Annotated in this window: 25 protein-coding genes; 3 read left to right on the top strand and 22 right to left on the bottom strand. The window is 65.9% G+C overall.

The annotated features are described in order from the left end of the window. Positions 1–24: 24 nt before the first annotated feature. From QN315_RS04950 to QN315_RS04920, 7 genes are read right to left on the bottom strand one after another with little or no spacing between them, the layout of a single operon-like run. Positions 25–357, bottom strand: a complete 333-nt coding sequence (locus tag QN315_RS04950; protein ID WP_323991775.1) for a hydrogenase maturation nickel metallochaperone HypA — start codon at positions 355–357, stop codon at positions 25–27. A gap of 35 nt (positions 358–392) precedes the next feature. Continuing rightward, positions 393–788 carry a response regulator transcription factor gene (locus QN315_RS04945; RefSeq protein ID WP_176638806.1) on the bottom strand — a complete coding sequence of 132 codons (396 nt, stop codon included), beginning with the start codon at positions 786–788 and terminating at the stop codon, positions 393–395. A gap of 7 nt (positions 789–795) precedes the next feature. Further along, complete coding sequence (locus tag QN315_RS04940; protein ID WP_176638805.1) at positions 796–1,242, bottom strand: hydrogenase maturation protease; 447 nt, start codon at positions 1,240–1,242, stop codon at positions 796–798. Further along, positions 1,239–2,711, bottom strand: coding sequence for a Ni/Fe hydrogenase subunit alpha (locus tag QN315_RS04935; protein WP_323991773.1), 1,473 nt, complete (start codon positions 2,709–2,711; stop codon positions 1,239–1,241). Before QN315_RS04935 ends, QN315_RS04940 begins: the two co-directional genes overlap by 4 nt. A 16-nt stretch (positions 2,712–2,727) precedes the next feature. Further along, on the bottom strand, positions 2,728–3,273 hold the full coding sequence (locus QN315_RS04930) for an NADP oxidoreductase (RefSeq protein ID WP_176638803.1): 546 nt from the start codon (positions 3,271–3,273) through the stop codon (positions 2,728–2,730). Positions 3,274–3,289: 16 nt separating this feature from the next. Then, positions 3,290–4,012, bottom strand: coding sequence for a 2Fe-2S iron-sulfur cluster-binding protein (locus tag QN315_RS04925; RefSeq protein ID WP_323991771.1), 723 nt, complete (start codon positions 4,010–4,012; stop codon positions 3,290–3,292). Between the two features lies 1 nt (position 4,013). Beyond that, the gene (locus tag QN315_RS04920) at positions 4,014–5,816 is read right to left on the bottom strand and encodes an NAD(P)H-dependent oxidoreductase subunit E (RefSeq protein ID WP_323991769.1); all 1,803 of its coding nucleotides are present in this window, start codon (positions 5,814–5,816) and stop codon (positions 4,014–4,016) included. 208 nt (positions 5,817–6,024) lie between these two features. Between QN315_RS04920 and glgP the strand changes: the two genes are divergently transcribed. Continuing rightward, a complete protein-coding gene (glgP, locus tag QN315_RS04915) occupies positions 6,025–7,737 on the top strand; it encodes an alpha-glucan family phosphorylase (RefSeq protein ID WP_323991768.1) in 1,713 nt (570 codons plus the stop codon). A gap of 166 nt (positions 7,738–7,903) precedes the next feature. Here the strand turns inward: glgP and QN315_RS04910 are convergent, their stop codons facing one another. The 3 genes from QN315_RS04910 to QN315_RS04900 all read right to left on the bottom strand — a co-directional run bounded on the left by QN315_RS04910 (position 7,904) and on the right by QN315_RS04900 (position 10,088). Further along, positions 7,904–8,419 carry a hypothetical protein gene (locus QN315_RS04910; RefSeq protein ID WP_323991766.1) on the bottom strand — a complete coding sequence of 172 codons (516 nt, stop codon included), beginning with the start codon at positions 8,417–8,419 and terminating at the stop codon, positions 7,904–7,906. A 108-nt stretch (positions 8,420–8,527) separates the two neighbouring features. Continuing rightward, positions 8,528–9,151, bottom strand: coding sequence for a TetR/AcrR family transcriptional regulator (locus tag QN315_RS04905; protein ID WP_323991764.1), 624 nt, complete (start codon positions 9,149–9,151; stop codon positions 8,528–8,530). A gap of 52 nt (positions 9,152–9,203) precedes the next feature. Beyond that, positions 9,204–10,088 carry an AraC family transcriptional regulator gene (locus tag QN315_RS04900; RefSeq protein WP_323991762.1) on the bottom strand — a complete coding sequence of 295 codons (885 nt, stop codon included), beginning with the start codon at positions 10,086–10,088 and terminating at the stop codon, positions 9,204–9,206. A 119-nt stretch (positions 10,089–10,207) separates the two neighbouring features. Here QN315_RS04900 and QN315_RS04895 point away from each other — a divergent pair, with 119 nt between their 5' ends. Further along, positions 10,208–11,035, top strand: coding sequence for an oxidoreductase (locus tag QN315_RS04895; RefSeq protein ID WP_323991760.1), 828 nt, complete (start codon positions 10,208–10,210; stop codon positions 11,033–11,035). Positions 11,036–11,048: 13 nt separating this feature from the next. Here the strand turns inward: QN315_RS04895 and QN315_RS04890 are convergent, their stop codons facing one another. The 3 genes from QN315_RS04890 to QN315_RS04880 form a co-directional block, all read right to left on the bottom strand. After that, the gene (locus tag QN315_RS04890; protein WP_323991758.1) at positions 11,049–12,092 is read right to left on the bottom strand and encodes a zinc-binding dehydrogenase; all 1,044 of its coding nucleotides are present in this window, start codon (positions 12,090–12,092) and stop codon (positions 11,049–11,051) included. A 68-nt stretch (positions 12,093–12,160) separates the two neighbouring features. Then, on the bottom strand, positions 12,161–12,853 hold the full coding sequence (pnuC, locus tag QN315_RS04885) for a nicotinamide riboside transporter PnuC (RefSeq protein ID WP_323991757.1): 693 nt from the start codon (positions 12,851–12,853) through the stop codon (positions 12,161–12,163). 55 nt (positions 12,854–12,908) lie between these two features. Further along, positions 12,909–14,384 (bottom strand): hypothetical protein, encoded by a 1,476-nt coding sequence (locus tag QN315_RS04880; RefSeq protein ID WP_323991756.1) that lies wholly within the window; start codon positions 14,382–14,384, stop codon positions 12,909–12,911. 426 nt (positions 14,385–14,810) lie between these two features. Here QN315_RS04880 and QN315_RS04875 point away from each other — a divergent pair, with 426 nt between their 5' ends. Further along, a complete protein-coding gene (locus tag QN315_RS04875) occupies positions 14,811–17,462 on the top strand; it encodes a TonB-dependent receptor (protein ID WP_323991755.1) in 2,652 nt (883 codons plus the stop codon). Positions 17,463–17,481: 19 nt separating this feature from the next. Here the strand turns inward: QN315_RS04875 and QN315_RS04870 are convergent, their stop codons facing one another. The 9 genes from QN315_RS04870 to QN315_RS04830 form a co-directional block, all read right to left on the bottom strand. After that, positions 17,482–18,465, bottom strand: a complete 984-nt coding sequence (locus QN315_RS04870; protein WP_323991754.1) for a putative FMN-dependent luciferase-like monooxygenase — start codon at positions 18,463–18,465, stop codon at positions 17,482–17,484. Beyond that, complete coding sequence (locus QN315_RS04865; protein WP_323991753.1) at positions 18,462–20,093, bottom strand: ABC transporter ATP-binding protein; 1,632 nt, start codon at positions 20,091–20,093, stop codon at positions 18,462–18,464. Before QN315_RS04865 ends, QN315_RS04870 begins: the two co-directional genes overlap by 4 nt. After that, on the bottom strand, positions 20,090–20,923 hold the full coding sequence (locus tag QN315_RS04860; protein WP_323991752.1) for an ABC transporter permease: 834 nt from the start codon (positions 20,921–20,923) through the stop codon (positions 20,090–20,092). Before QN315_RS04860 ends, QN315_RS04865 begins: the two co-directional genes overlap by 4 nt. Further along, the gene (locus tag QN315_RS04855) at positions 20,920–21,867 is read right to left on the bottom strand and encodes an ABC transporter permease (protein WP_323991751.1); all 948 of its coding nucleotides are present in this window, start codon (positions 21,865–21,867) and stop codon (positions 20,920–20,922) included. The genes QN315_RS04860 and QN315_RS04855 overlap by 4 nt, the downstream gene beginning before the upstream one ends. Beyond that, on the bottom strand, positions 21,864–23,516 hold the full coding sequence (locus QN315_RS04850) for a TIGR04028 family ABC transporter substrate-binding protein (protein ID WP_323991750.1): 1,653 nt from the start codon (positions 23,514–23,516) through the stop codon (positions 21,864–21,866). Before QN315_RS04850 ends, QN315_RS04855 begins: the two co-directional genes overlap by 4 nt. 156 nt (positions 23,517–23,672) lie before the next feature. After that, positions 23,673–24,380 carry a GntR family transcriptional regulator gene (locus tag QN315_RS04845; RefSeq protein ID WP_323991749.1) on the bottom strand — a complete coding sequence of 236 codons (708 nt, stop codon included), beginning with the start codon at positions 24,378–24,380 and terminating at the stop codon, positions 23,673–23,675. 321 nt (positions 24,381–24,701) lie between these two features. After that, on the bottom strand, positions 24,702–25,046 hold the full coding sequence (locus QN315_RS04840) for a hypothetical protein (protein WP_323991748.1): 345 nt from the start codon (positions 25,044–25,046) through the stop codon (positions 24,702–24,704). A gap of 101 nt (positions 25,047–25,147) precedes the next feature. Beyond that, a complete protein-coding gene (locus QN315_RS04835) occupies positions 25,148–25,897 on the bottom strand; it encodes a molybdopterin-dependent oxidoreductase (protein WP_323991747.1) in 750 nt (249 codons plus the stop codon). Beyond that, positions 25,894–26,532, bottom strand: coding sequence for a cytochrome b/b6 domain-containing protein (locus QN315_RS04830; protein WP_323991746.1), 639 nt, complete (start codon positions 26,530–26,532; stop codon positions 25,894–25,896). The genes QN315_RS04835 and QN315_RS04830 overlap by 4 nt, the downstream gene beginning before the upstream one ends. Positions 26,533–26,693: the final 161 nt, after the last annotated feature.

Genomic DNA, 26,693 nt, shown 5'->3' with positions numbered 1-26,693 from the left:
TTCCGCATCCGCAGATCACGCACATCAGATCACCTCCAGTCCGGTCAGGAAAAAATCGTCGCCGCCGGTCACCACCAGGTTGGCCAGGGCGCAGCGCGGACAATCCTGATGCCACTCGGTTACGGAGCCTGTGTACCCGCAATCGGGACAGAAACCGTTGGCCGGTACGGTCTCGATTTGCAGTCGCGCCTTATGGGCGATTGTGCCCCGCACGACCGCGGCGAAACAGAATTGCAGCGCCATGGGCTCGACCGGGCCAAGCACCCCGATGGCCACCGTGACCGTGTGAACGCAGCGAAAACCCTGTTTGCGGGATTCTTCCTCGATCAATGCCAGAAGATTTTCGGCGAGCGACATTTCGTGCATGTCGGGCTTTCTGCGCGGTCCATCTTTCAGGAGGCGCTCAGCCGTGACCGCAAGGCCTGGATAACGATCGGTGCATCGACGGGTTTAAGGAACACGCCCGAAATGCCGAGTTCGTGAAAGCCCGCCGTGCCCGACAGGGATTGCGACGCGGTGCTGATGATGAAAAGCGGGATCGCGAGTCCCTCGTTGCGCAGTGTCTCCGCCAGATGGGCGCCGGCGTCGGCGGTTTCGAGCATCAGGTCTGCCAGGATCGCATCCGGACGAACCCGGCGTGTCGTGCGCAGGCCCTCGCGGCTGTCGGCGGCCTCGCCGACGCTGAAGCCGGCCTGTTCCAGGGCGTCGCGCAGGGCGCCCCGGGCGGTCGCGTCGGTATCGATCAGCAGAAGGGTGCGCCGTTTCGCGCCAAGCCCGATATTACCCATGATCTTCTTATCCCGCATCGCCGCGCAGCCGCGCGCCGAGCGCCCGGACGGCGTGGCCGAGATTGCGCGCCGCGCGCGGCGTCAGGTCCTCGGCAAGGGTGAAGCTGTAGCCGCGGATTGCCAGTTGGTAGGCGCGGGGCGTCGCACCGAGATAATCGCGTGCGATGGCCAGGACGGCGGGGGGTGAGAGAACATGGCTGGTAAAGCCGATTTCGGGCGCGGGAAAGACCGGCGTCACACGGAATGGGGCATGCCCGCGAAGCGTGGCGTCGATGAACCAGACGACGTCGTTTTCCGCGATGTCGAGGGCATCCTCGATCGCGAGCTGGTACGGATCATGGATCGCGATGTTGGGCAGGCGCAGGCCGGCGATCGCCGTCGCGGCGGCGGGGCCCAGCCCGTCGTCCTCGCGCCCCGGATTGCCGACGCCGATCACCAGCGTGCGTGCGATCATCCGCGCGCCTTCGACAGGATGGGCGTGCCGTCACTGTCCTCCAGCGTCACGACCAGCTTCATCTGTCCCAGCGCATGGGTGGCGCAGGACAGACAGGGATCATAGGCCCGGATGGCGACTTCCAGGTGGTTGAGCAGTCCTTCGCTGATGTCGCGGCCGGCGAGATCACGCTCGGCGACCTGGCGGATCGAACGGTTGATCGCCTCGTTATTGTGGGTGGTCGCGACGATCAGGTTGGCGCGCACGATGCGGTCCTGTTCATCGATCTCGTAATGATGAAACAGCGTGCCGCGCGGCGCTTCCAGGACGGAGATGCCGCGCAGGCGCTTCTCGCCCGTGACGACCAGGTCGCCGCCCTGCAGGTCGTCGTCATGGAGCAGGATGCGGATCGTCTCGGCGCAATGGATCATGCAGACCAGCCGCGCCCAGTGATAGGCGAGGGTCGCATGGACCGGCCCGCTGCCATTCCGGACGCCGCCTTGGGCCATGAAATCGCGGCGCGCCTGTTCCGCCAGGGGGGTGCCGATGAAGGCGCAGCAATTCAACTGCGCCAGGGGGCCGACACGGTACCAGCCCTGTTCGGGGCCGAGCGCGCGGATATAGGGGAATTTCATGTAGCTCCACGGCCGGACCTCCTCGCCGAGATAATCGGCATAGCGATCGGCGGGAATCCCGTCGAAGATCATGCCGCCCTTTGCGTCCATGGCGCGCAACCGCCCATCATACAGGTCCAGCCCGCCGTCGGCGGCGACAAGGCTCATGTAATGCGATTCGATCCGCGCGAATTCCGCGTGCAGTTCGGGGTGGGCGTCGATGAAGGCGCGATGGAGTTCGAGCGCCTGGCAGCACCAGGCCAGAACCGGTTCGACATCGCGCCGTAAATTGTCCCGGTATTCCACGGAGAGATTCTGGTTGACCCCACCCGGTACGCAGAGCCGGGGATGGATCCGGCGTCCGCCGGTGGCGGCGATCACCATCTGTCCGAACTTGCGGATCATGATCGCCCATTTCCCGACCTCGGGATAGCGCTCCATCACGCCGATGATCGTGCGCGTCTCGACGGGGGCCTCGAAGCCCAGCAGCAGGTCCGGGGACGCAAGGTGGAAGAAATTGACGGCGCTGGATTGCAGGACCTGGCCGTAATGCATCAGCCGGCGCATCTTCTCGGCGGTCGGCGTCAGCCGGTCCACGCCGGCGATCGCATCCATCGCCTTGCCGGCGCCCAGATGATGGCTGACCGGGCAGATGCCGCAGAGCCTCTGCACGATGACGGGGACTTCCCAATACATCCGTCCCTGGATGAAGCGTTCGAACCCGCGGAATTCGACGACGTGGAAACGCGCCTGGGCGATGTTTCCCGCGTCATCCAGCCGCAGCGTGACCTTGCCGTGGCCTTCGACGCGCGTGACCGGATCGATGACGATCCGGCGCGTGCCCGAATCCCGGTTGCCATTGTCCTCGTCGTTCATGGTCCGTCACGCATCGTCATTCGTATTTCAAAAGCGGATAAGGCAGGTCCGGTGCCTGGCCGGTCAGAAGCGCGCGCAATGTTTCCCAGATCGCATCCGCCGATGGCGGGCAGCCCGGCAGGAAATGATCGATCCGGACGATGTCGTGCGCCGGGTAGACGCGATCCAGCAGAAGGGGCAATTCGGGATCGTCGGGGATATGGCCGCCGCATGTGACGGTCGGGCCGTCCTGGTACGCTTCCTCGAGACAGGCGCGCAGGGTGACGACGTTGCGCATGGCCGGCACGCCGCCGTACAGGGCGCAGGCCCCCACTGAAACCAGGGTCCGGCAATGGGTACGGAATTGCCGCAGCACGTGGACATTGTGCGTGTTCGAGCATCCGCCCTCGATAAATCCGATATCGACGGGGCGATCGAACCGTTTCTTGTCGTCGAACGGAGAGCGGTCCAGTTCGACGAGATCGGCCAGGTCGAGCAGCCGTTCGTCGATATCCAGCAGGGACATGTGGCAGCCGAAACAGCCGGTCAGCGAACAGGTGGCGAGGCGCGGCCGGGTCGTCATGTCGCCCTCCAGCGGATCACGATGGCGGCGCCTTGCGGCGCGCCTCGATATCTGTTCCGATCGGCGTCTTGTCGAAACGGCGCTGTCCGTTCGGAATCCGATAGCCGTCACGCCGGATGACGATGCAGGCCACCGGACAGACATGGGCCGCCTTGTCGATCGCCGCCATCTGGGTTGCGCCCAGTCCGCCCCATCCATCCACATGCAGATGCATGGCGATGCCGCGCCCCTCGTAGCTGAAGACAGACTTGCCGTCCGGCATGCGGGAGGCCTCGATGCAGCGCGAGCACGCGATGCAGCGTTCGCGGTCCAGGAAAATATCCGGATGGCTGGCATCGATCTCGTGGCGCGGCCAGAAAAACGGATAGACCGGCGCCGTCATGCCCAGCCGGTAGCCCAGGGCCTGGAGTTCGCAATCGCCGCTGGCCACGCAGTACGGGCAGGGGTGATTGCCTTCGACGAACATCATCTCGATCAGGGCCAGGCGATCGGCATTCAGTTGCGGCGTGTCGTTCTCGACGACCATGCCGTCGCGCACCGGGGTCACGCAGGCGGCGGCCTGGTGTCCGTCGATGCGGCAGGTGCAGACGCGGCAATTTCCGGCCGGGCGCAGATCGGGATGATAGCACAGGCGCGGAATATAGAGTCCGGCCGCATCACATGCCGCGATCAGACTCTGGCCGTCCTGCGTCTGGACGGTAATCCCGTCGATGGTGAATTGCAGTGTCCCGAGCGGCATTTCAGAACAACTCCTCGACAGGGCGCCGACCTTGCAGGGCGGCGCTTTCCCGCTGGGCGGCGATCAGGTCGATCTTCGAGACGAAATCCGCGGCCTGCAATCGCGCCTCATAGCGTTCGGGAAAATCGCGCATCGTGCTCAGGATCGGATTGGGCGCGGTCTGGCCCAGTCCGCATCGGCTGGTGCGCGCCACGGTGCCCGCCAGGGATTCCAGCGCCCCGATGTCGCGCAAGGTGGCGCGTCCGGCGGCGACATGCGCCATCTGGTCGCGCAGCAGCGCGGTGCCGACGCGGCACGGCGTGCACCAGCCGCAGGATTCGTCGGCGAAGAATTCGGCAAATTGCAGAACGATGTCCAGCACGTCGCGATCGGGCCCGAAGATCATGATCGACCCGCCGGTCGACAGGTCCTCATAGGCCAGGCGCCTGCCGAAATCCTTCGGCGCGACCGATCGGCCCGACGGGCCGCCGACCTGCACGAACCCCGCGTCCGGCGCACCGGCCAGATCGAGCAGGCCGTTCAGCGTGATGCCGAACGGAACCTCGTACAGGCCGGGATGCGGACAATCGCCGGACAGGCTCATCAATTTCGTGCCTGTGGACTCGCGGGTGCCCAGGGCGGCAAACATTTCCGGCCCGTTCTCCATGATTCGGGCGACGCAGGCCAGGGTCTCGACATTGTTCACGGCGGTCGGCCGGTCGCGATATCCATGTTCGGTCGGGAAGGGGGGACGGTCGCGCGGCGCGCCGCGCTTGCCTTCCAACGATTCGATCAGCGCCGATTCCTCGCCGCAGATATAGGCCCCGGCACCGGACTGGATGCGGATCTCGAAGCCGAACGCATCATGCCCGCAGATCGCGCCGCCCAGCAGCCCCAGCCGGCGGCGCGCGGCCAGGACATCGTGCAGGGCCGGCAGCATCCAGGCATATTCCGCCCGCAGATACATCACCCCGGATGGTGCCCCCAGCGCATAGCCGGCGATGGTCATGCCGTCGAAGACAAGGTCGGCGAAATCCGACAAAAGCACCCGGTCCTTGAATGTCCCCGGCTCGCCTTCGTCGGCATTGCAGATGATGTGGCGCTCGCCGTCCGGACCGTTACGGCACAGGCGCCATTTCAGCGCGGTCGGGAAGCCTGCGCCGCCCCTGCCGCGCAGGCGCGCCGCGGCGATCCGCGCGACCACCTGTTCCGGGGGCAGCAGCAGGGCGGCGCGAATCCCGTCGCCGCGGCGGGCGGCGCGCGACAGCAATGGTCCGGCCTGGACCACGTTGGGATGGACGCGCGCGTGGGGCAGGGGGACGCGGTTACCCGGCGACGGGATGCCCGTGGAGGCGTCGATCGCGGCCCGCAGGGCGGCCAGGATCGCCGGGACGACCTCGGGGGTCAGCGCGGTGACGACCACGTCGTTGACCAGGGCCGCGGGCTCCTGATCGGCCATGCCGATATCGCTGGTCCAGTTCAGGGTGACGAGGCCGTCGGGCGACGTCTCTCCCATGGCGATGCCCAGCGCCTGGCAGAAGGCGTGGGCGACGGCATCGGCGCCGTGAATGCGCGAAATCGGGGTGCGGGACAGGCGGATCTGAAACCGGCCGGCCGGGACGCGGCTGAAGAACGCATAGAAGGACAACGCATCGATCACGTCGCCCACATGCATGCCCAACCCCGCGGCGATCGCGGATGCACTGGCATCGCTGACATGGCCGTATCTGGTTTGGACCGCGCGCAGCACATCCATCAGGCGGCCGCGATCGGCCCCGACCAGGGCGATCTGTTCGTCAAGGAAAGCGTCGCCCGTGCTGGCCATGAGCAGGTCTTCCTCCCGAGGATCAGTCCGGGATCGGCCGTGTGGGACACTAGCGCGCCGTGGCCGGCGGCGGATGCGTCCTTCACGGAATCTTTTTTGCGGGATGGCCGGTCGCTGGGGCGTTATGGGCCGGCTGGCAGGGCAGTCCGCTCGTCTCTGCCCGGTTTATCTTCTTTACCTTCTTTATCTTCGCCGGAGTGGTGTCGGGATGGGGCCCCTGGAACGCTTTGTCGGCTCGGCGTCGATCGCCTATTTCAGCATGGAAATCGCGCTGGATCCGGCAATCCCGACCTATAGCGGGGGCCTTGGCATCCTGGCGGGCGACGCGGCGCGGTCGGCGGCCGATCTCGATCTGCCCATGGTGTTCGTGACCCTTGCCTGCCGCCAGGGCTATCTTCACCAGGAAATCGACGCCAGGGGCGTCCAGCACGATCATCCCGAACCATGGGATCTCTCCGCCGTGGCCCGGCCGCTGTCGGCGATGGTCGCCGTCTTCATCGAAGGCCGCGCGGTCTGGATCCGACCCTGGCTCCATGTCCTGAAACGGGCGGGCGGGGCGATTCCGGTCTTGTTCCTCGACACGCACCTGACCGAAAATGACCGCCGCGACCGGGACGTCGCGGATCGCCTCTATGGCGGAAACGAAGCGCACCGGCTGGCGCAGGAGATCGTTCTGGGCATCGGCGGCGAGAAGGTCCTGCGTGCGCTCGGCTTCTCCATCGCGACCTATCATCTCAACGAGGGGCACGGCGCCCTGTTGCCGCTTGCGCTGTTGCGGCAGCATCCGCGACCGCCCAGCCATGTCTCGACGGATATGTTTCCGTATGACCGGGAGCGTGTGCTGGAACGCTGCGTCTTTACCACCCATACGCCGGTCGAGGCAGGGCACGACCGGTTCGGGTACGAACAGGTCAGTCGCATCCTGGGGCGTTATATCGACCTGCCGGTGCTGCAGCAACTGGCCGGCGCCGGCTCGCTGAACATGACGCAACTGGCCGTCAATCTGTGCGGCTACATCAATGGCGTCGCCGAGCGTCATGGCGAAACGACGCAGAAATTGTTCCCCGGCTATGTGATCCGTTCGATTACGAACGGCGTCCATCCGGAAACCTGGGTGCATCCGGCCTTCGCGCGACTTTACGACCGGATATGCCCGCGCTGGCGTCACGAGCCGGAATTCCTGGCCTATGCGGATATCCTGCCGCCCACGGACTGGTTCGCGGCACATGAGGCGGCCAAGTCGGATCTTCTGGCCGCAATTCAGCGGGCGACGGGGCAGGCCCTGGATCCGTCGGTCCTGATCGTCGGCTGCGCCAGGCGCATGACGGCCTATAAACGGGCGGACCTGATCTTGGAAAACTTCCCGCGCCTGATGGAACTCGCCGGGGAATACCCAATCCAGATCGTGTTCGCGGGCAAGGCGCATCCACGCGACGGAGACGGCAAACGGATGATCGCGCGCATTGCGGACGCCGCGCGCCGCGCAACGGGGCGCGTGCCGATCGTCTTCCTGCCCGACTACGGCTTCGCGCAGGCGAGGATGCTGGTTGCGGGTGCCGATCTTTGGCTGAATACGCCACTGCCGCCCATGGAGGCATCGGGGACCAGCGGCATGAAGGCGGCCCTCAACGGCGTGCCCAGCCTCAGCGTCCTGGACGGCTGGTGGATCGAAGGCTGCATGGAAGGCGTGACGGGCTGGGCGATCGGCACGCCGGACATGCCGGCCGAGGCGCATGGCGCCGCCCTGCTGGACAAGCTGCAGCAGGTGATCCTGCCGCTGTTCTACAAGGACCGCGGTGGATGGGCCCGGGTGATGGCGGGCGCGGTGTCGAAATGCGGCTCGGTCTTTACCAGCCATCGGATGATGCGGCGCTACATGAGCGAGGCTTATCGCGGCCACCTCGTCTGGCGGCCGCGATAAGGGGACCGTCAAGGGAACGCGGGGCGGGATGTCCGCCCCGGCATGCGCGGCGATGCGGCAGGCATCCATAACCCCACTCTCTTGAGAGTTGAGGTCTCCGGAAATTCCGGCGCGGTTTATCTTTTAAGTTTTTCGTCCCCCAGACGGAGACGTGGAAATACGGATGTTATTCCGCGATAACGGCTTCATGGTTTGCGTGGGCGGCGTCCCTGGCCTGTCTGCGCAAAGAGATGATTTGGACCGTCAAACCAATGACGAGGCAGATGAGCAGGCCGGATTGCGTGCCGATAAGAAGCGGCGCGTGCGGGTCGGTCACCAGGGGGTGGCCGTCGGGAACGCGGCGCAAGGTTTCGGTCGCGGCGGGCAGCATCAGCAGAAATACCGTCATGGTGAGAAAGATCGTTTCAAGATATCGGCCTGAACGAGCGAAAATCGGCATGTGTCCAATGCCGTACCCGGCAAGCAGAAGCAGGATCGTCACGGCGCCGAAGCCGTAGCTCACCGGCTGCTTGGCCACGAGGAATGCCGTCACCGCGCCTGTCAGCATCGCCACGAGGTAGGCAACCCCAGGCGCCGATCGCGGGACGATCCGCCCGTGACGGACGAACATATACCCGGCCAATGGAATGGCGGGCAGACTTCCGAGCGTGTGTATCCAGCCAACGGGGGTGATTCCAAACATGTCAGTCTCCATCTTGCAGAATCGATATATACCTACTAGTAGGTAGGCATGGAGGATAAGCTTTTCCAGTCAAGGTATAATTGTTACGGAGATCGTTTTCCGTCCGGCTCAGGGCAGAAATTCTCTCGGTCTCTTCTTCGTATCATGGCCGGGCGGCGCGATCATCCGCGCCATATGAGCGCCGATTACGACACCGAAAATTTTCGGATCGCCATAGGCGCGTGCCGACAGCATCGCGCCATGAACGGTGGCCATGAACGCATCCGCCTCGACATGCGGCGAACGCGTCAGCCGGATTTCCCCGGTGCGCGCACCGCTCTCCATCACGGTTGCCAGCCAGTTCGACAATGCGCGGAAATGTGCGCGGACTTCCAAGGCAATCTCCTCGGGCAAGACGGGGAGCTGGCTTGCCAGCAGCGCGCACACGCAGAACGGAGCGGTCGCATCCGCGATACAGGCTTCCCAATACCCGACATAGCGCCGCAATTGTTCGAGCGGATCGCTGACCTGGAGGGCGAGATCCGCCAGCGCGGCTTTGGCGTCTTCCCGATAACGCGCGACCAATGTCCGCACCAGATCGGCCTTGCTGGGGAAATGGTGATGAATGCTCGCCTTGCGGATGCCGACCACTTCCGCGATATCGGCATAGCTGAAACCGTTATAACCACCCGCGACGATCAGGGACCGTGCGCAGGTCAGGATATCGTCCGAAGTCGTGGATGAATTCGCCATATCGCGTTCCTACCTTCTAGTAGGTAGTGCGTCAAGCCCGAAAAAGGGGCGATCAGGTGAGGGTGCCGAGATGTCGGCGCACCCATTCGGCTTCCTCGGACGCCGTGCGCCGGAAGTGCCGCTTGAAATCGCGGCTGAACTGGGCGGGGCTGGCGTAGCCGACCGACGCCGCGATGTCGGCGATCGTCTTGTCCCCGCGCGCGATCATCAGTCGTGCCTCATGCAGCCGCATCGCCTTCACATATTGTATCGGCGTGCTGCCTGTCAGCGCCTTGAAGTGCGTGTGGTAGGACGGAACGCTCATGCCGGCTTCGCCGGCCAGCGAGGCGACCGAAATTCCGGAGGCGTAGCGTTCGCGCAGGCGGGCGATGCTTTCCAGAATTTTCCCCGATGGCCCGCGCTGTTGCAAACCTGCGATCATCGCGCCGCCTTGCGGGCCGACCAGCACCCGGTAATGCAACGCGCGCAGGATGCACGCGCCGAGAACCGCAAGCTCGACGGGGTCATCCAAGGCATTCAGCAGCCGCAGCACGGCATCCTCGATAGCGGGATCCATTCTGCTCGAGAGGAGGCTTTTCACCTTGCCGGACGTTTCCGGAACGCCCATCTGTGCGACGATCCCGGCGGCCATTTTCATGTCGAAATCGACATAGACGGCGAGCAGCGGCCGTTCCGGGCTGGCCACGGATTCCATCCGGAACGGGACCGGCACCGACACCGCCAGATAATGCTCCTCATCGTAGAGATAGATCTCGCCCTCGAGAAGGCCCCGCTTGCGGCCCTGCAACACGAATACCGCGCCCGGCTTGTAGAGCACGGGAACGTCGTGAAGCATCGTCTCGGTCCGGAGGATGCGGACGCCGGGCAGCGGCGTCGGGTTGTATCCCTGGCGGGGGGCCAGACGGTCCGCCAGTTCCACGAGTTCGCGGCGCTTCACCGGACCCTGCTCGGTATTCATAGGATCGGGCAAGACATTCAGAGTTTTCACGATCGATTTCCGCCTGTTCGCATATTATCGGTCAATAGCTTCGCGCGATCAACAGGAGAACGCCCCGCATGTCACCGAAAACCTTCTTCATCACCGGCGCGAATTCCGGCTTCGGCTTCGCGATCGCGTCGGCTGCGAGCCGCCAGGGGCATAAGGTCATCGGCACCGTCCGATCGGAACGGTCACGGGTTGCCCTTGCGGAACGCCTGCCGGCGGTACGGTCCGTCCTGTGCGACGTGACGGAATTCGACCGGATCGCCGATATCGTCCGACAAGCCGAGGAGGACCATGGCCCGGTCGATGTTCTGATCAACAATGCCGGCTATGGTCACGAGGGAATTCTCGAAGAATCGTCACTTGAGGAAATGCGGCGCCAGTTCGACGTCAATGTCTTCGGTGCCGTTGCCGTCGCAAAGGCCTTCCTGCCGCGTTTTCGCGAAAGGCGTCGCGGATTCATCGTCAACGTGACCTCGATGGGCGGCATGATTACCATGCCCGGCATCGGCTATTACTGCGGAAGCAAATTCGCCCTTCAGGGTATTTCCGAGGTCATGCGCGCGGAAATGGCCCCATTCGGGGTCCATGTGACGGCGCTTTGTCCCGGCTCCTTCCGAACGGATTGGGCCGGACGCTCGATGGTCAGGACGAAGCGATCGATCCCGGATTATGACGCGCTGTTCGATCCGATCAGAGAGGCGCGGCAGGCCAGAAGCGGCAGGCAGCCCGGCGATCCCGGTAAGCTCGCGGCAGCCGTTCTGGGTCCGATCGAAACCGATACCCCTCCGCCGCAACTCCTGCTCGGCAGCGATGCGCTCGCCCTCGTGTCGGACAGGATCGAACGCCTGAAGCAGGAAATCGAGGCGTGGAAGTCCGTTACGCTTTCCACGGATGGATGAAGAAAATCGCCCGTCAGGGCGCGATCTGCGGCATCAGCACGATGCGGCCGCTGATCCCGCCTTTCTCGGTCAGTGCCAGGCCGGTGGCGAATTCCTCCAGCGCCAGGCGCCGGGCGACGGGCGTGCGCAGCAGGCCGCGCGAAAACAGCGTGACCGCATCATGCAGATCCTGCAGCGTCGCACCGACCGATCCCATGATCTTCAGTTCCCGCACGATCAATTCGACGGGATGGACGGTATAGCTGTCGGCCGTATAGCCGATCAGCACCAATCGTCCCTTGCGCCGCAATGCGGCCGTGGCGATGCGCATCGTGGCCTCGGTGCCGACGAGTTCGAACACCACGTCCGCCCCCTCTCCGGTCACCGCGCGGATGCGGGCGCCGACATCCTCATGCGCCGCGTCGATCACCGCCTCGGCCCCCATCTCGCGGGCAAGCGCCAGCCGTTCCGCGCCCCGGCCCACAGCGACGACCCGTGCCCCCGCCGCGCGCGCGACCTGCACCACGGCCAGCCCCACCCCGCCCGCGCCGTTCACGACGATCCATTCGCCCGGCACGATACCGGCCATGCGGCAGGCATGGACCGCGGTCGAGCCGGCACAGCCCAGCGGTGCCGCCTCGGCCAGGTCGGCGTCGCCCGGCAGCGGAACCGCATGCGTCGCCGGGACGGCGATATACTCCGCATAGCCGCCATCGCTCGTAAATCCGGGCTGCGCCAGCGGCGCGGGACAGAGATGCGTCTCGCCCATCCGGCAATGGTGGCAGGTTCCGCATCCCCGATAGTAATAGACGACGGCTTTCTCGCCCAGGCGGTGCGGGTCCACGCCGTCGCCCAGCGCGTCTATGGTGCCCGCGATTTCATGGCCGACCGTGAAATCCCGGCATCCCAGATCCAGGCCGCCGTCGCGCAGATGCAGTTCCGTGCGGCAGATACCGCAGGCGCCGATGCGTAGGCGCACCATGCCGGGACCGGGTTCCGGCACGGCGACCGCGCGCAGCGTGAAGGGCCGGCCCGGCGCCTCCAGCCGCACGGCGCGCATTACCCTGTTGGTTGACATGCGTTCTCTCCCGCGATCATGGATCGTCCGGCACCTGCTTTCATGAAAAGAAGATTAGCACGATCCGTTCATGTGCGGCGCGGCCCGCGCGCCGCCAGAATCCATTCGCGCGTGCCGGAAACCGAAATGGCGGTCAGGACGATGTTTTCAAGCGCCATGACCATGACACCCTGCGCATAGTAAAGCAGCGCGCCCAGCGCATAGGTCGCGCTCCACAGGATCCAGCTTTCGACGTATTTTCGCGTCATCAGGATCATCGCCGCGACCTGCAGGATCAGCACCGTGGAATCCCAGACCGGGAACGGATCGGGGGCGAGGCGCGCCGGCCGCGGCGCGCCCAGCGCCACCGCGGCCCGGGTGATCGCGCCGAAGAGCGTGTCGATGCTTGCGCTCAGCAGCGCGATGGCCACGGCGCAGGCGCAGGCGCAAAGCGCCAGCCGCGCCGGCGCCAGCCAGCGCACGGCCGGCGCGGTCGCCGCGTTCTCGCGCGGACGGGTCCACGCATACCAGCCGTACAGGTTCGCGGCGAAGAAGAAGATCTGCAGCAGCAGGCTGGCATAAAGCTGGATCTGGAAGAAGATGACGGCGAAGCAGGTGACGTTGACCAGTCCGAAGGCATAATTCTCGACCCGTTCCCGGCTGGCCAGCCAGATGCAGGGCAGGCAGAACGCGGTGCCGATCGCTTCGACCCAGGACAGGTCATACCCGGCGCGGCCGATCGGGATATGGACCAGGATATTATTGACGCTGAAGATGTTCATGTGATCTTTCGGGGGAGGCGGAGGGCGGTTTTCGTCATGAAACCCAAGGCGCGTCCTACATCGGGCCGCGCGTGTCGCCGCAATCATAGACCGGAACCCGGGCCTTCAGCGCAAGACAGACCTCTCGCGCCATGCGGTCGCGCGTGGCCTGGGTCAGCGCGTTGGGAAAGGCCGTGCCCTGCGCCACCGCATCGGCGGCCTGGCGATAGATGGGGTCGCGCCGCACGCGCGGCTGTTGCCAGAACGGCCGGGTCGCGACCAGCAGATGCCGTGGCGGCGTCCCTGCCGGCAGGTCGCCCGAAAATGCGATATAATTTTTCATCGCGGTGCCGGTCATCAGGGTCGTGAAGCGCGCGCCGTCCTCGGCACAGCGTCCGCTGCCGCAACTGGCCCTGCTGGTCACGAAAGCATCGCTATAGAGCAGCGGCGCGGGGTGGGGCCCCCATGGCACGGGGATCATCGTCGGTCGCGCAGCGCGTTTGGGAGCATAAAGCGCGATATAGAAGCTCTGCTCCGAAAAGCCGATATCGGCCATGCTGCGGCCGGTCGCGAACGCACGTTCGATCTCTCCATCGGGCGCGCGGGTCAGCGTTCCGTCGGCGCAGACATTGCGGGGGCCCTCGTCACAGGCGCGGACCAGGGTGGCCAGCGCGTCGATCACCGCATCGTCCGGGGGCATTTTCATTGCGTCCGACAGCCTGGCGGTGCCGTAACGCTGTGCGTAGGCATCGATATACAGGGACGGCAGACGGGTGGTGCCCGAGAAATCGGCGGACAGGCCGCGCGATTTTCTGCCGCGCCGCGACAGGATTTTTACGAAGTCCGACAGGCTTCGCGCCGATGCCAGGGCAGCGTCGTCGGCATAGGCGAAATCCAGGCAGAGCCAGCTTGGTATGCCATAGAGAACGTGATCATAGGTCGCCGCCGCCCGGCCTGCCGGCAGCGGCGCGTCCCCGGTCACGCGCACCGGGGCCAGAAGTCCCTTTCCCGCCAGAAAACCGAGATAGAGCGTGTCGAGTTCGACCACGTCGTAACCGCCGGCGGACAACAGGCCGGCCAGGGTTCCAGGGTCATAGATATCGACGCTTTCGCTCATCACGACATGCAGCAGAACGTCCTGGTTCTCTGCCTGGTAGCGCGCGACGACATGCCGGATCAGCCGGTCGAAATTGCCGTTCGGCAGGCTGGGAATAAAAGGATAGAGCGCGACATTGAGCACGCGCGTCTGGCGGCCGTTCAGGCGCAGGAAGCCGTTCGGCCCGGCCGGGCCGATCCGCATGGCGCGCGCCGTCAGGCCGCCGCAGCGCACGCTGTCGATCAGGCTGCCCGGCGGTGGCAGGACATGGATGGTCGCGCCTGCCGCGACGGTACGGTCCGGCATGGCGACCGGCGATGTCGCGGGGGCCTGAAAATGGCAGGACGCCGATGCGGGCCCGTCATTGCGGATGACCAGTTCGGCCGCCAGCGCCGCGCCGGACATGCAAAGGCTCCCCAGGACCGCGCAGGCCATGGCCCTGATCGCTGTCATCATGTCGTCTCCCCATGGTGTTCGAATGTTTGTACGGCCTTGTGCCAGATCCCGCGATCGAAAAATCCGCCGGAGCGACGGGCAGGCCCGTTCCCGGATCGGCCCCTGTGGGTGGGTGACGAAAAATTCCGCTTCCAAAATGGATCGTGAATGGAGATGATAGGGCAGGGCTGGAACACGGACGAACCGGCCGCCAGATCTCCATGATCGCATTTTCACGCCATGGCGCCCCCGTGCATGGGGCCGTTGCAGGGCAGGCGGTGAATGGCGGCGAACGTGCTTATGAATATGTTGCGAATCAGCAACGAAATGGGCGGCGTAACAGAAATTTCATCCGGTCCGATTGCAAGTGGTATACCAATTCTGCTTATGATGATTTCGGTCTCGTACCATTAAAGATCCCTATTGTAAAACCAAGGATCAAAAATTATGACCCTCAGACGCAAGCTGGCGACCGCCACGATTCTCGCGGCGCAATGTGGCGCATTCGGCGCCGGGGCCGCGACCCCGGCGAAACATCACGCGGCTGCCAAGGCCAAGCCGAAGGCGGCTTCGGTTCATGTTCACACGGCGCCTGCCGCCGCTGCGGCCGTGCCCGTGGCGGTTGCCATGGCGGCCATGCCCGCGCAAAATGCGGCGCCGGCAGATTCGGGCGAGGCCGTGATCGTCACCGGCACGCATGCCGTCGGCCGCCACGCGCGGCAGAGCACGGCGCCGGTGTCGGTCGTCACGTCCGCCGTCCTGCGCCGTTCGGGACAGATGAATCTGGCGGATGCCCTGACCCGCACATATTCTTCGATCAACGTCGTCGCCATGGGGGCGGACGTCGCGGCCCTGACATCGACGATCCAGATGCGCGGCCTGGGCCCGAACGAGGTGCTGGTCCTGGTCGACGGCAAGCGCCGCCATACGACCGCCAATATCGTGCAGGACGCGGGGCCGCAATTCGGCGCGACCGGGGCGGACCTGAACACCATCCCCGCGAACATGATCGACCATATCGAGGTTCTGGAGGACGGCGCGGCGGCATTGTACGGATCGGATGCGATCGCCGGCGTGGTCAATATCATTACCAGGAAGCAGGATCACGGCGTGAGCGCCAGCGTCCAGACGGGCGCCAACGCCTATAACGGCGACGGATGGAACTACCAGGCGAACGCGGATGGCGGCCTGAAATGGGGGAGCGACGGATTTCTGCATCTCAGCGGGCAGGTCTATCACACGGACCATATGATCGTGGGGGCCGCCGATCATCGCCTGCTGGGATACTGGCCCGTGGGGGCGACGACATCCGGCTATTACACCGGCGTCGTCCCCAACGCGAAGCCGGTTCCCGTCAATTCCAACGAAATTCTGGGAACGCCCGAGGAAACGCGCGAAAATCTCGGGATCGGCTGGGGCAAGGAGATCATCGGCAGCCGCCTGCAATTCTATGGCAACCTGACCTATATGCATCGTCATGGCGAGGGGATCGAAAATTACCGAATCCCCAGCAAGGCGCCCATCATGTGGCCGAACGGCTTCACGCCGATCGAAACGAACGAGGAAAACGACTACGGGGTGACGTTCGGCCTCAAGGGCGACCAGTTGTTCGGCGGCTGGGACTGGGACCTCAGCACGACCTATGGCGCGGACGAAACCAAGATGGGCAACAAGGATACCGCCAATCTCGGCATGCTGTCCTCGAGCTGTTCGACCAACCCGGCGGATATCGGTTTCTACTCGTCCGAGGGATGCGGCTATTCTCCGTACAAGACGCGGGCGGAGACCTATCGCATGGCTCAATGGACCAACAATCTCGATGTCCGGCGCCGCTTCAGCATCGCCCAGATCGTGCCGGTGACGTTCGCCGCGGGGGCCGAGCACCGGCTCGAGACCTATGAGATCGATGCGGGCAATCCGAACTCGTACGAGGTCGGGGGGACCCAGGGCTATGCGGGCCTGGGGCCGGCCAGCGCCGGGAACTGGGACCGCGATATCTATGCGGCCTATGCCGACGGCGATTTCCATCCGCTGCGCCACTGGGACCTGGATTTCGCCGGCCGGTTCGAACATTATACCGACGTGGGCAACACCGAGAACGGCAAGGTTTCGACCCGCTACGACTTTACCCCCCGTTTTGCCGTCCGCGCGACCATCAGCACGGGCTTCCGCGCCCCGACCCTGGCCGAAGAACATTACAGCTCGATGAATGTCGGCCCGAACAACGCCAACGGACTTCTCGCGGTGTCCTCGGCCGCGGCGAAGGCCCTCGGGGCGCAGCCGCTCAAGCCGGAGCGGTCGGTCAGCGAGAGCGGCGGCTTCGTGTTCGAGCCGCTGACCGGGCTGCATGTCGAAACCGACGTCTATCAGATCAACCTGCGTGACCGCATCGTGGGCGGCGGCGCCGTGAACGGCCAGCCCGCCATCGATGCGATCCAGGCCATGGGCTATACGCTGTCCGAGGCGGCGCTGCAGAATCCGGCTCAGGACGTGGCCTATTACATGACGAACGGCGCCAGCACGCGTACCCAGGGCCTGGATATCAAGGCCGATTATACGTTCCATTTCCACGATTACGGCAATCTGATGCTGACCATGTCGCTGGATCTCAACCGCACGCGCCTGCATCACAATGCGCTGGATTCGCAGGGACAGCCGCTGCTCAACGCGCAGAATGCGGCCTATATCACGACCGAATATCCGCGCAGCAAGCTTATCCTGGATGCGTATTACACGGTCGGAAAATGGGACATCAATCTCCGCCAGACCCGCTACGGCGAGACGACCAGCATGATGACCTATCAGGACTGGACCAACCAGAATCTGAAATGCCCCCTGGACGGCATGTCCCTGGCCTTTTCCAATACCTGCTTCGGGCAGTTCAAGAACACCCCGCGCTGGCTGACCGACCTGGAGGTCGGGTACCGGTTCAGCCCGAAATGGCATCTCGCGATCGGGGCGAACGATATCTTCAATGTCCGTCCGCGCAAGGTGCCCCAGATCCTGAACGCGCTGGGGGCGATGCCGTATGACCAGTTCTCGCTGCAGGTTCCGATCAGCGGCGCCTATTACTATGCGCGCCTGAACGCGGCGTTCTGAATACGGCGTCCCCGCCGGGTCAGCGCAGGCCCAGTGCCGGCGCGACCTCGCGGGCGATCAGTTCGATCGACCGCAGCGTCTGGGCGTGGGGTGGGTCCATGGGGTGAACCTGGCAGGCAATGTCGGTGACGCGCGCCAAGGTCCTGTCCGCGCGCAGCGAGCGGATGACGTCGTCCGGCGTGCCGACATGCAGATCCATTCTGCGGATCAGCCTCTCCAGCGTCTGCGCGCCGTCCGGTTCCTTCACCAGCCCCGAACGGCGGATGCCGGCTTCCGCCAGGGCATGGGCCTCGGCACGGCTGTCAGCGACGAAAACGCTGCGCGATCCCATGATGCGCGGCACGCATCCCGCCGGCAGCGCCGCAAGATAGGCATCCACGATCGGATCCTGGATGTCCCACAGCGCGGCATCCGGCGCGTCGTCCGGACGGGGCTGGGTCCGCGACAGCATCAGTCCATCCCCCGCCGCGCCGGCGCGGGCACCGCCCCCGGCCGAGAACGTCGCCTGCCAAAGCCGCGACAGCAGCGCCGGCGCCGCGGGATAGAGCCGGCTGCCGGCCGCCTGCGACAGGCAGCCGCCGCCCAGCGCGTTGCGGACCAGCGCCAGGTGACGCTCCATGATCGCGTTGCGCGCGCTGCCCGGCAGTCCGAACGTCTCGAACGATTCGGCCGTGCCACCGGGGCCGACGCCGAATTCCAGGCGTCCGTCGCTCAGCAGGTCGAGCACGGCCGCATCCTCGGCCGCGCGGATCGGGTTTTCCAGCGGCAGGGTGACGATGCCGGTGCCCAGCCGGATGCGGCATGTCTTCGCCGCGACATGGGCCAGAAAGACGAAGGGCGCGGGCAGGCCGCCCTCGCTTTCATGGAAATGGTGCTGGGCGACCCAGGCCGTGTCGAAGCCGTGGGCTTCGGCATGCAGGATCTGTTCGGTGGCCAGGCGGTAGCGCGTCGCCGCGTCGCCGTCATCGAGCAGCCGCGTGAAGAAGCCGAGCTTGCGTTTCATGCGTGTACGCTTTCAGCTTTCCGTCCGGGAACGGCGGCGATCAGGGCCCGGGTATATTCGGTCGCCGGGGCGGTGAAGATCGGCTCGGCCGCGCCTTCCTCGACCTGCACGCCATGGCGCAGCACCGACATGCTGTCCGAGATCTGCCGTACCACGGCCAGGTCGTGCGACACGAAGACATAGGTCAGGCCCAGTTCGGCCTGCAATTCGGTCAGCAGGCGCAGGATCTGCGCCTGGACGCTGACATCCAGCGCCGAGACGACTTCATCCAGCACCAGGATGCGCGGCTGCGCAAGCAATGCCCGGGCCAGCGCGACACGCTGGCACTGGCCGCCGGACATCATCCCCGTTCGCCGCTCCAGGATGTCCCTGGGCAGCCTGACGCGGTCCAGCATGTCCAGGATGCGCTGCCGGCGCGCCGCGCGCCCCAGGGGGGTGAAGTTGCGCAGCGGCTCATCCAGCACGTGCAGCACGTCATGTTTCGGATCCAGCGACCCGTGGGGGTTCTGGTAGACAAGCTGGACCTGGCGGCGATGGGCGCGGCGGGTCCGGGCGGTCAGGGCGGTGACCTCGGTGCCCTCGACCAGGATCGAGCCCGATGTCGGCGTGATCAGCCCCATCAGGCAGCGCAGGATCGTGGTCTTGCCGGACCCGGACTCGCCGACGATCGCATGCGTCGTGCCGCGGCGGACCTGGAACGATACGGCGTCGACGGCGCGCGGGATCATGCGGTCCCCGCCGTGGCGGGAATAGGCATGCGTCAGATTGCTGACCGTGATCGCCGCCGGCGTGTCGGCCGGGGGCGCGGCTCGGGCGGCGGCGGCAAAGACGGGACGGTCCGCGAGCAGGCGTTTCGTATAATCCTCGCGCGGGGCGGCGAACAGCGGCAGGGCAGGGCCCCGTTCGCAGATGCGGCCCTTGTTCAGGACGATGACCTGGTCCGCCCTGTCGGCCGTCACCCCCAGATCATGCGTGACGAGCAGGATCGCCGTGCCGTATTCGCGGCGCAACCCGTCCAGCAGGTCCAGGATCTGCCTTTGCACCGTCACGTCCAGCGCACTGGTGGGTTCGTCGGCGATGACCAGCGCGGGGTTGAGGGCGATGGCGCTGGCGATCAGCACCCGCTGGCGCATGCCGCCCGAAAGCTCATGCGGATATTGCCCGAAACGCAGCGCGGGATCGGTCAGCCCCACACGGTCCAGCAAGGCGGTCACCCGCTCGCGGATCGCGCCCGGGGCCAGCCTGTCATGCAGGCGGAACATCTCGCCGACCTGGGTGCCGATCGTCTGGACCGGATTCAGCGAATTGGACGGATCCTGCGGAACGAACCCGATCAGCACGCCCCGGACGGTATTCAGCCGCCTTTGCGGCCAGGACGTGATGTCGTCCGGGCCCAGCCGGATACGCCCCGCCTCGCGCCGCGCGTTGGCCGGCAGCAGGCCCGCGATGGCGCGTGCGATGGTCGTCTTGCCCGATCCGGATTCCCCCAGCAGGGCCGTGACCTCGCCCGGCCGCACGGCGAACGAGACATCCTGCACCACGCGGCGGATCCGCGCCCCCTGGCGGTACGAGACCGCCAGTTCCGCGACATCCAGGACGTGGGGCGCATGGGGCGGGCCCGCCGTCATGCCCGCGTTCCGATCGCGTGGCTGATGCGATAGGCCGCCAGGGAAACGCACAGGACGGCCAGGCCGGGAAAGCTGGTCATCCACCAGGCGGTGGCCAGGTAATTGCGTCCCTCGGCGATCATCAGGCCCCATTCCGGCGTGGGCGGCGGCGTGCCATAGCCCAGGAAGCCCAGGGTGGCGATGGACAGGATCGCGGTGCTGAAGCGCAGCACGGCCAGCGACGCCGCGCTCGACAGGCAGTTCGGCAGGATATGGCGCCACAGCACGCCGGCATGGCTGCTGCCGCAGCCATAGGCGGCCTCGACGAATTCGCTGTTCCGCACGCGCAGCGCGTCGCCGCGCACGATCCGGGCAAATCCGGCGATCTGCGCGATCCCGACCGAAATCGCGGCATGCACGGTGCCGAACCCCAGCAGGATCACGATGCTGAGCGACAGCAGCAATTCGGGAATCGACAGCACGATGTCCACGCCGGCCATGATCAGGCTGTCCGCCCGCCCGCCGGTCGCCCCTGCCAGCAGCCCCAGAATCGCCCCGACGGTCAGGCCGATGCTCACCGCCAGCAGGGCGGCGCGCAGCGTGTTGGTGGCGCCATAGGCGACCCGGGCGAACATGTCGCGGCCCAACTGGTCGGTCCCGAACCAGTGGCGGTGCCCCGGGGCCTGCAGATGTTCGGCCGCGGCCCCCCGGATACCGCTGTAATGGGTAAAGCCGGACGGCCAGACGGTCATCAGCGCCAGCATGGCGACGAACAGCCAGGCCAGCAGCAGGCCGGGCGGGATGTCGTCCAGGCGGGCGGCAATGCGGGTGGCGATATGGGTGGACATCATCCCCGCCTCCCGCGCAGCCGCGGATCCAGCAATGGATAGAGCAGGTCGATGCAGAAATTGATGATCACGAACCCCAAGGCGGAAATCAGCACGATGGCCTGCAGGACGGACACGTCCTGGCCGGCCACCGCCTGCTGGGTCAACTGGCCCAGCCCGTTCAGGCCGAAGATCGTCTCCGTCACCACCGCCCCGGCGAGCAATTCGCCGAACACCAGGCCGGCGACGGTCAGGAAAGGCAGGATCGCGTTGGGCGCCACATGCCGGAACAGCACCCGCGCGCGATCCGCCCCCTTCATGCGGGCCACGGTCACGAACGGGCGTGCCTGGATGTCGTCCGCGGCGCGCAGCAGCACCTGCGCCAGCGGGGCCGCGACCGGCAGGCTGATCGCCAAGGCGGGCAGGATCATGCCGACCCACGGTCCCACGCCGATCAGCGGAATCAGGTGCAACTGGAAAGACACGACCTGGATCAGCGCGATCCCGAACCAGAAGACCGGCACCGCCCCCCACAGCGCCGGCAGCATGCGCAGCCAGGCGCCCAGCATCCGGAAGGGGGCCAGGTTGACCGCGACCGCCAGCCCGGCCGCCCCAGCCACCGCGCAGACCAGGCCGCAGAACGCCAGGCGCAGGGTCGTCGGCAGCGCCGCGGCAACCAGGTCGCGCACCGGTACGCCCGCCTGGACGGAATAGCCGAAATCGCCCCGCAGGACCCGGCCCGCCGTCTGCAGATACTGCACCGGCAACGAGGCATCGGCGCCGTAGGCGACGCGGATCGCGGCGATCTGCTGCGGCGTCAGTCCCAGATCGGGATCCTGGAACTTCACCAGGACCGCATCGCCCGGCATGACCTGCAGCAGGACGAAGGTCAGCGTAAAGGCCCCCCAGAGGATGAAGGCCGCCTGTCCCAGACGGCGCAGGACATAGGATGTCACGGGACGCATCATGGCCGGCCTGCCTGCCGTCCGGCCGGGTGGGCCAGCCAGGCGGGATAGAACCACGGACGGCCGACCGCCTCGAAGGCCATGGCCCTGACATTGCGGGCCCCGGCATAGACCTGGGGCTCCTCGAAGATGGGGATATAATAGGCCTGTTGCAGAATATAGGCCTGTACCCCCTGCAGCAGGCGCAGGCGTTCCGCCGGATCGGTGGCCGAGGCCACGGCGTCGAGCTGCCCGTTCAGCGCCGGGTCGAGGAAGTGATGCACCTTCGTGCTCTGCCCCCCGCGCTGCAGCAGCATGTCGCGATTGCGCGGATAGAACATGCTTTTGACCACGTCCGGATCGGCACGCCCGACTTCGGCGGGCGCCACGGGCGCGCGCAGCGGATTGAGGTTGTCCAGGATCACCCCGGCCGCCGAGCCGGACATGACGTTCAGTTGCACGCCCATGCGCCGCCATTGCTGGGCGATCAGTTCCAGCATCGTCTTGCTCTGCGGTTGCGGCAGGGATTCGTGCACGCCCAGGACCAGCTTCTGCCCATCGCGATAGCGCAGCCCGTCGGGGCCGAGCCGCCACCCGGCCTCGTCCAGCAGGTGACGCGCCAGCGCGGGGTCATAGGTCAGCAGCGGCGACAGGTCGGTAAAACCCGCCGCAGTGCCGGCCAGCAGGCCGCGCGCCACCGGGTAATGGACCGAATACAGCGTATCGGCGATCTCCTTGCGGTCCGTCGCATGCAGCAGGGCCTGGCGCACGCGCAGGTCCGCGACGATCGGGTTCTCGGGCCGGAACGCCAGGCCGTTATCGACCCCGCGGGTCGATTGCGCGTACAGATCATAGCCGCGCAGCGCGACCTGTTCCTCGTCATAGGCTTCGACCTGGCGGATGAAATCGGCCTGTCCGGCCAGCAGCGCGCCGATGCGGATACTGTCCTCCGGCACGACCAGGATGCGGATCGCATCCAGCCGCGCGCGACCTTGCCCGGCAAAGGGCGGGGGCGCCCAGGCATAATCTCCGCGCGCGACCAGGTCGACTTCCTTGCCCAGGATTTCGTGCGAAACGACGAAGGGCCCGGACCCCACGATCGCCGTGGCCTTGCCCATGTCGTCGAACGGCCGGCGCAATGTCGCCAGCGAGACCAGTCCCGAGCCGATCACCGACGTGCCCTGCAGAAAGCCGGGCGACGAACGGGTGAAATAGAACCGGACCGTATAGGGATCGACGACCTCGCTGTGGTCGTAATTATTAATCACCTCGGACGGCGGCAGCTTCAGCGCCCGGTCGCCCTTGCCATAGATGTCGAAATTCCGCGCCACCACCGCGGCATCGAGCGGCGTGCCGTCCGAAAACGTCACGCCCCGGCGGATATGGAAGGTGAATTCCGTATAGGCGTCGTTGACGGTCCAGGATTGCGCGATCCAGGGCAGGATGCGCAATGTCCGCGGGTCCTGCCAGGTCAGGCGGTCGGTGATCTGGTTCAGGATGCCGCCATTCGGATAGAATCCTCCGGCCGGCGGGTAGAGATTACGATGCGGCTGTTTCTCGAGATAGATCAGCGTCCCGCCGGCCACGGGCGCGCCGCCGCCCGCCGGCGCGGCCTGCGCCGGCAGGGCGGACAGGCCGGCAAGCAGGATGCTCCGCCATGCAAGGCGGGCCACACCCGGTCCATGAGACAAGCGCGTCTTCATTCCCTCCGCCACGGCTGACCCGATCTATGTCGTAATGGCCGAGAGAAACACGATCGCGTGATTCGTTCAATATACGTAACGTTGGAAATGAGGCGCCGGCGGCGGCCCGATGTCCTGATTTCGACATTAGAGGCGCGCGCCGCCCAGGATTATTTCCAGCACGTTCTTGCGCGCGGTCTTCAGATGTTCGGCCATCGCCCGGCGCGCACGCGCGCCGTCCCGTGTCTCCAGCGCCGAGAGGATCTCGTCATGCTCCTTCCAGCCCGGTGCAGTGCGCTCCGGCAGATGCTGGCGTTCGAACATCTTGGTCAGGCGCCGCATGGCGAGCAGCGTGTTCGCGGTCAGGTCATTCTTGCAATATTCCCCGACCGCCCCGTGAAGATTGTCGTCGAAGACCCAGTGCATGGCCGGCGGGTGGCCCTGCCTCGGGTCGATGCTCCGCAAGGAGCGGCGCAATTCGGCCAGGCGGTCATCGGGGATGTGCAGGGCCGAGACGCTCGCGGCATGGGGTTCGATCAGCAGGCGCAGTTCGAGGCTTTGCAGGAATTCCTCCAGCGAGACCAGGCGGACCGCCAGCGTGCGGGGACCGTGCCGCACGATCAGCCCTTCGCCTTCAAGCCGTCCCAGGGCCTCGCGCATCGGGGTCCGCGAAACGCCCAGTTCCTCGGCCATGCGCCGTTCCTGGATGATCGTGTTGCCGGGCAGCCTGCGGCTCAGGATCAGGTCCAGCACGTGTTCGTACGTGGCGTCGGTCAGGCTCCTGGCGATGGAGCTGGCCGTCTTTGCCCTGCTCCGCCCGGTCTTGCGCGGGCGCCGCGACGATTCCGCCATCATGTCCGTCATGTCTCCCGGTATTTTTCGTATTCCTCACGCACTCTCTTCGTGCGTCCGCACGCGCCGGCTTGCGCGGGGAATGGTATGCGCATGGTATGTCATTTGCAAAGACAAACGATCAGGACGAACGATGCCGCGGCTCCGTCGGTCCTACCGGGGGCCGATGGTGCGGGGCAACGGCACCGCGTGACCGGCTGGCCGGTCATGGCCGTGCTGCGCGGAAAATGCCTGATGTGCGAAAACAGGATACTGGCCGCCCCGACGGGCGGCCAGTTCCTGCGGCCCGCCGCCCGCGCGTGGCGACGGCGGGGCCGGGCGGGTTCAGTGCGGTTCCGTCGTCTGGTCGGGCGCCATCCCGCCATGCGGCATCGCATTGGGGCTCATCGGGGATTTCTCCATCGCGCCGGGTTTCGTCTGCGTGGGTTTCGTTTGTCCGGGCTTCGTCTGGCCCGGTTTCATCTGCCCCGGTTTCATCTGCATGGGGGGCTTCTTCATCTTCATGTGGCCCATCGCGTCTGGCGCCATCGGGCTCTGTTGCATCTGGCCCTGCGGCATCTGGCCTTGCGGCGTCTGTCCCGCCGGGGGTTGCATGGTCTCCTGCGCCATGGCGGAGCCGCCCACCAGCAGCGCGGTGCAGAACAGGGTGGAAAATGAGCGTGTGAACATTGCCTGTCTCCTGAACTTGCGATCGAAACGCGCGGCACGTGTTCCTGCGTCCCGTTCTTCGCTTTCCCGACGGCGCGGGTTACGGATGGGGCGTTCCTCTTTCACGATCCGCCGAACCAGTCGTAACCCTGGTCTTCCCAATAGCCGCCGGGAAACTTGTTCGTCACCTCGAGGGCCGCGACATATTTCGGATTCTTGTAGCCCAGCTTGGTGGGAATGCGGATCTTCATCGGCGCGCCATAGGCGGGGGGCAGGGATCCGCCGTCGTAATCCAGCGCCATGATGGTCTGGGGATGCAGCGCGGTCGCCATGTCGATGCTGGTGGAATAATCGTCGAAACAGCGGAACATCACGTATTTCGCCCGCAGATCCGCGCCCACGCGCTGCAGGAAGGTCGCAAGCGGCACGCCGGACCAGGCACCGATCGCGCTCCAGCCCTCGACGCAGATATGGCGGGTGATCTGGCTTTCCTGCGGCAGGGCCCGGAATTGCGGCAGCGACCAGGGGCGCCGGTCGGCGATCAGCCCGGACAGTTCCAGCCGCCATTGCCCCGCATCGACGGTGCGGACCGCGTCGATGCCGTAATAGGCATTGAACGGAAAGGGCGTGGTCAGGGCGCTGTGCGGAAATGTCCGGGCCAGCCGGGTGCGGCTGAACAGCAGGGCCTGCATCCGGTCGGTAAAACGCAGCGCCGTGGCCAGCGCGCGCTCGATGCCGGCATTGTCGTCCAGCACGCAGCCCGACAGCATGGCCAGCCCGCCCAGCGACAGCGCGTGTTTCAGCATCAGGCGGCGCTCGATGCGCCGCAGGTCCGGGGCGATCGCCGCGCGGTCGATGATCGGACGGTTCATGGCTGTATCCTGGGCTGTGTCCTGTCGGAATCGGGTACGCGGCGGCCGCCGGTGATCATGCCGACCAGGGTCGACGGCACGATCGCCACCAGCGTCAGATGCACGATCAGAAAGGCGACGATCAGCGCCATCATCGCGAAATGGATGCGTCGCGCGACGTCGTACCCGCCCAGCAGCCAGCTCAGCCAGCCGAGCTGCACGGGTTTCCAGATCGCAAGCCCGCTCAGCACGGCCAGGGTCGCCACCACCAGCACCCCGGTATAGAACAGGCGCTGCACGGCGTTGTACGCGCCGGCCCGGTGATGCAGCCGCAGCCGCAAGGCCAGGGCGAAATCCTGTGCGGTGCGCCGCACGCCCTGGGGCCGGATATCCCGCCGGAAATGACCCGATGCGAAACCATGGGCCAGATAGACCAGGCCGGCGGCCATCAGCACCCACATGGCCGCGAAATGCCAGGCGATCCCGCCGGCCAGCCATCCGCCCAGAGTCGCCCAGGGCGGGAAGGTGAAGGGCAGGATCGGCGAGGCGTTATAGATCTGCCAGCCGCTGCCGATCATGCACAGCATCGCCGCCGCCGCGACCCAATGCGTCAGCCGGACGATCCGCGTGTGTGTGCGCCTGCGATCGGGTTTCATGGTCTTCTCCCTTCGGACAGGCGGATCTTCGCGGGGGCAGGGGGGTGGGTTACGGTCCGGCGGAATTTTTGGGAAAAATTTTTGGACGGCATGTCGCGGGCAGGATTTCGCGCGTCGCCTGTAACCGGCGGGGCATGGGTACCGAACATGCCGCCGACGCC

Source organism: Nguyenibacter sp. L1, from assembly GCF_035199985.1.
Taxonomy (GTDB): Bacteria; Pseudomonadota; Alphaproteobacteria; order Acetobacterales; family Acetobacteraceae; genus Gluconacetobacter; species Gluconacetobacter vanlangensis.
Note: the sequence above shows the minus strand (reverse complement) of the source record. Positions and strands in the feature narration are given on the sequence as shown.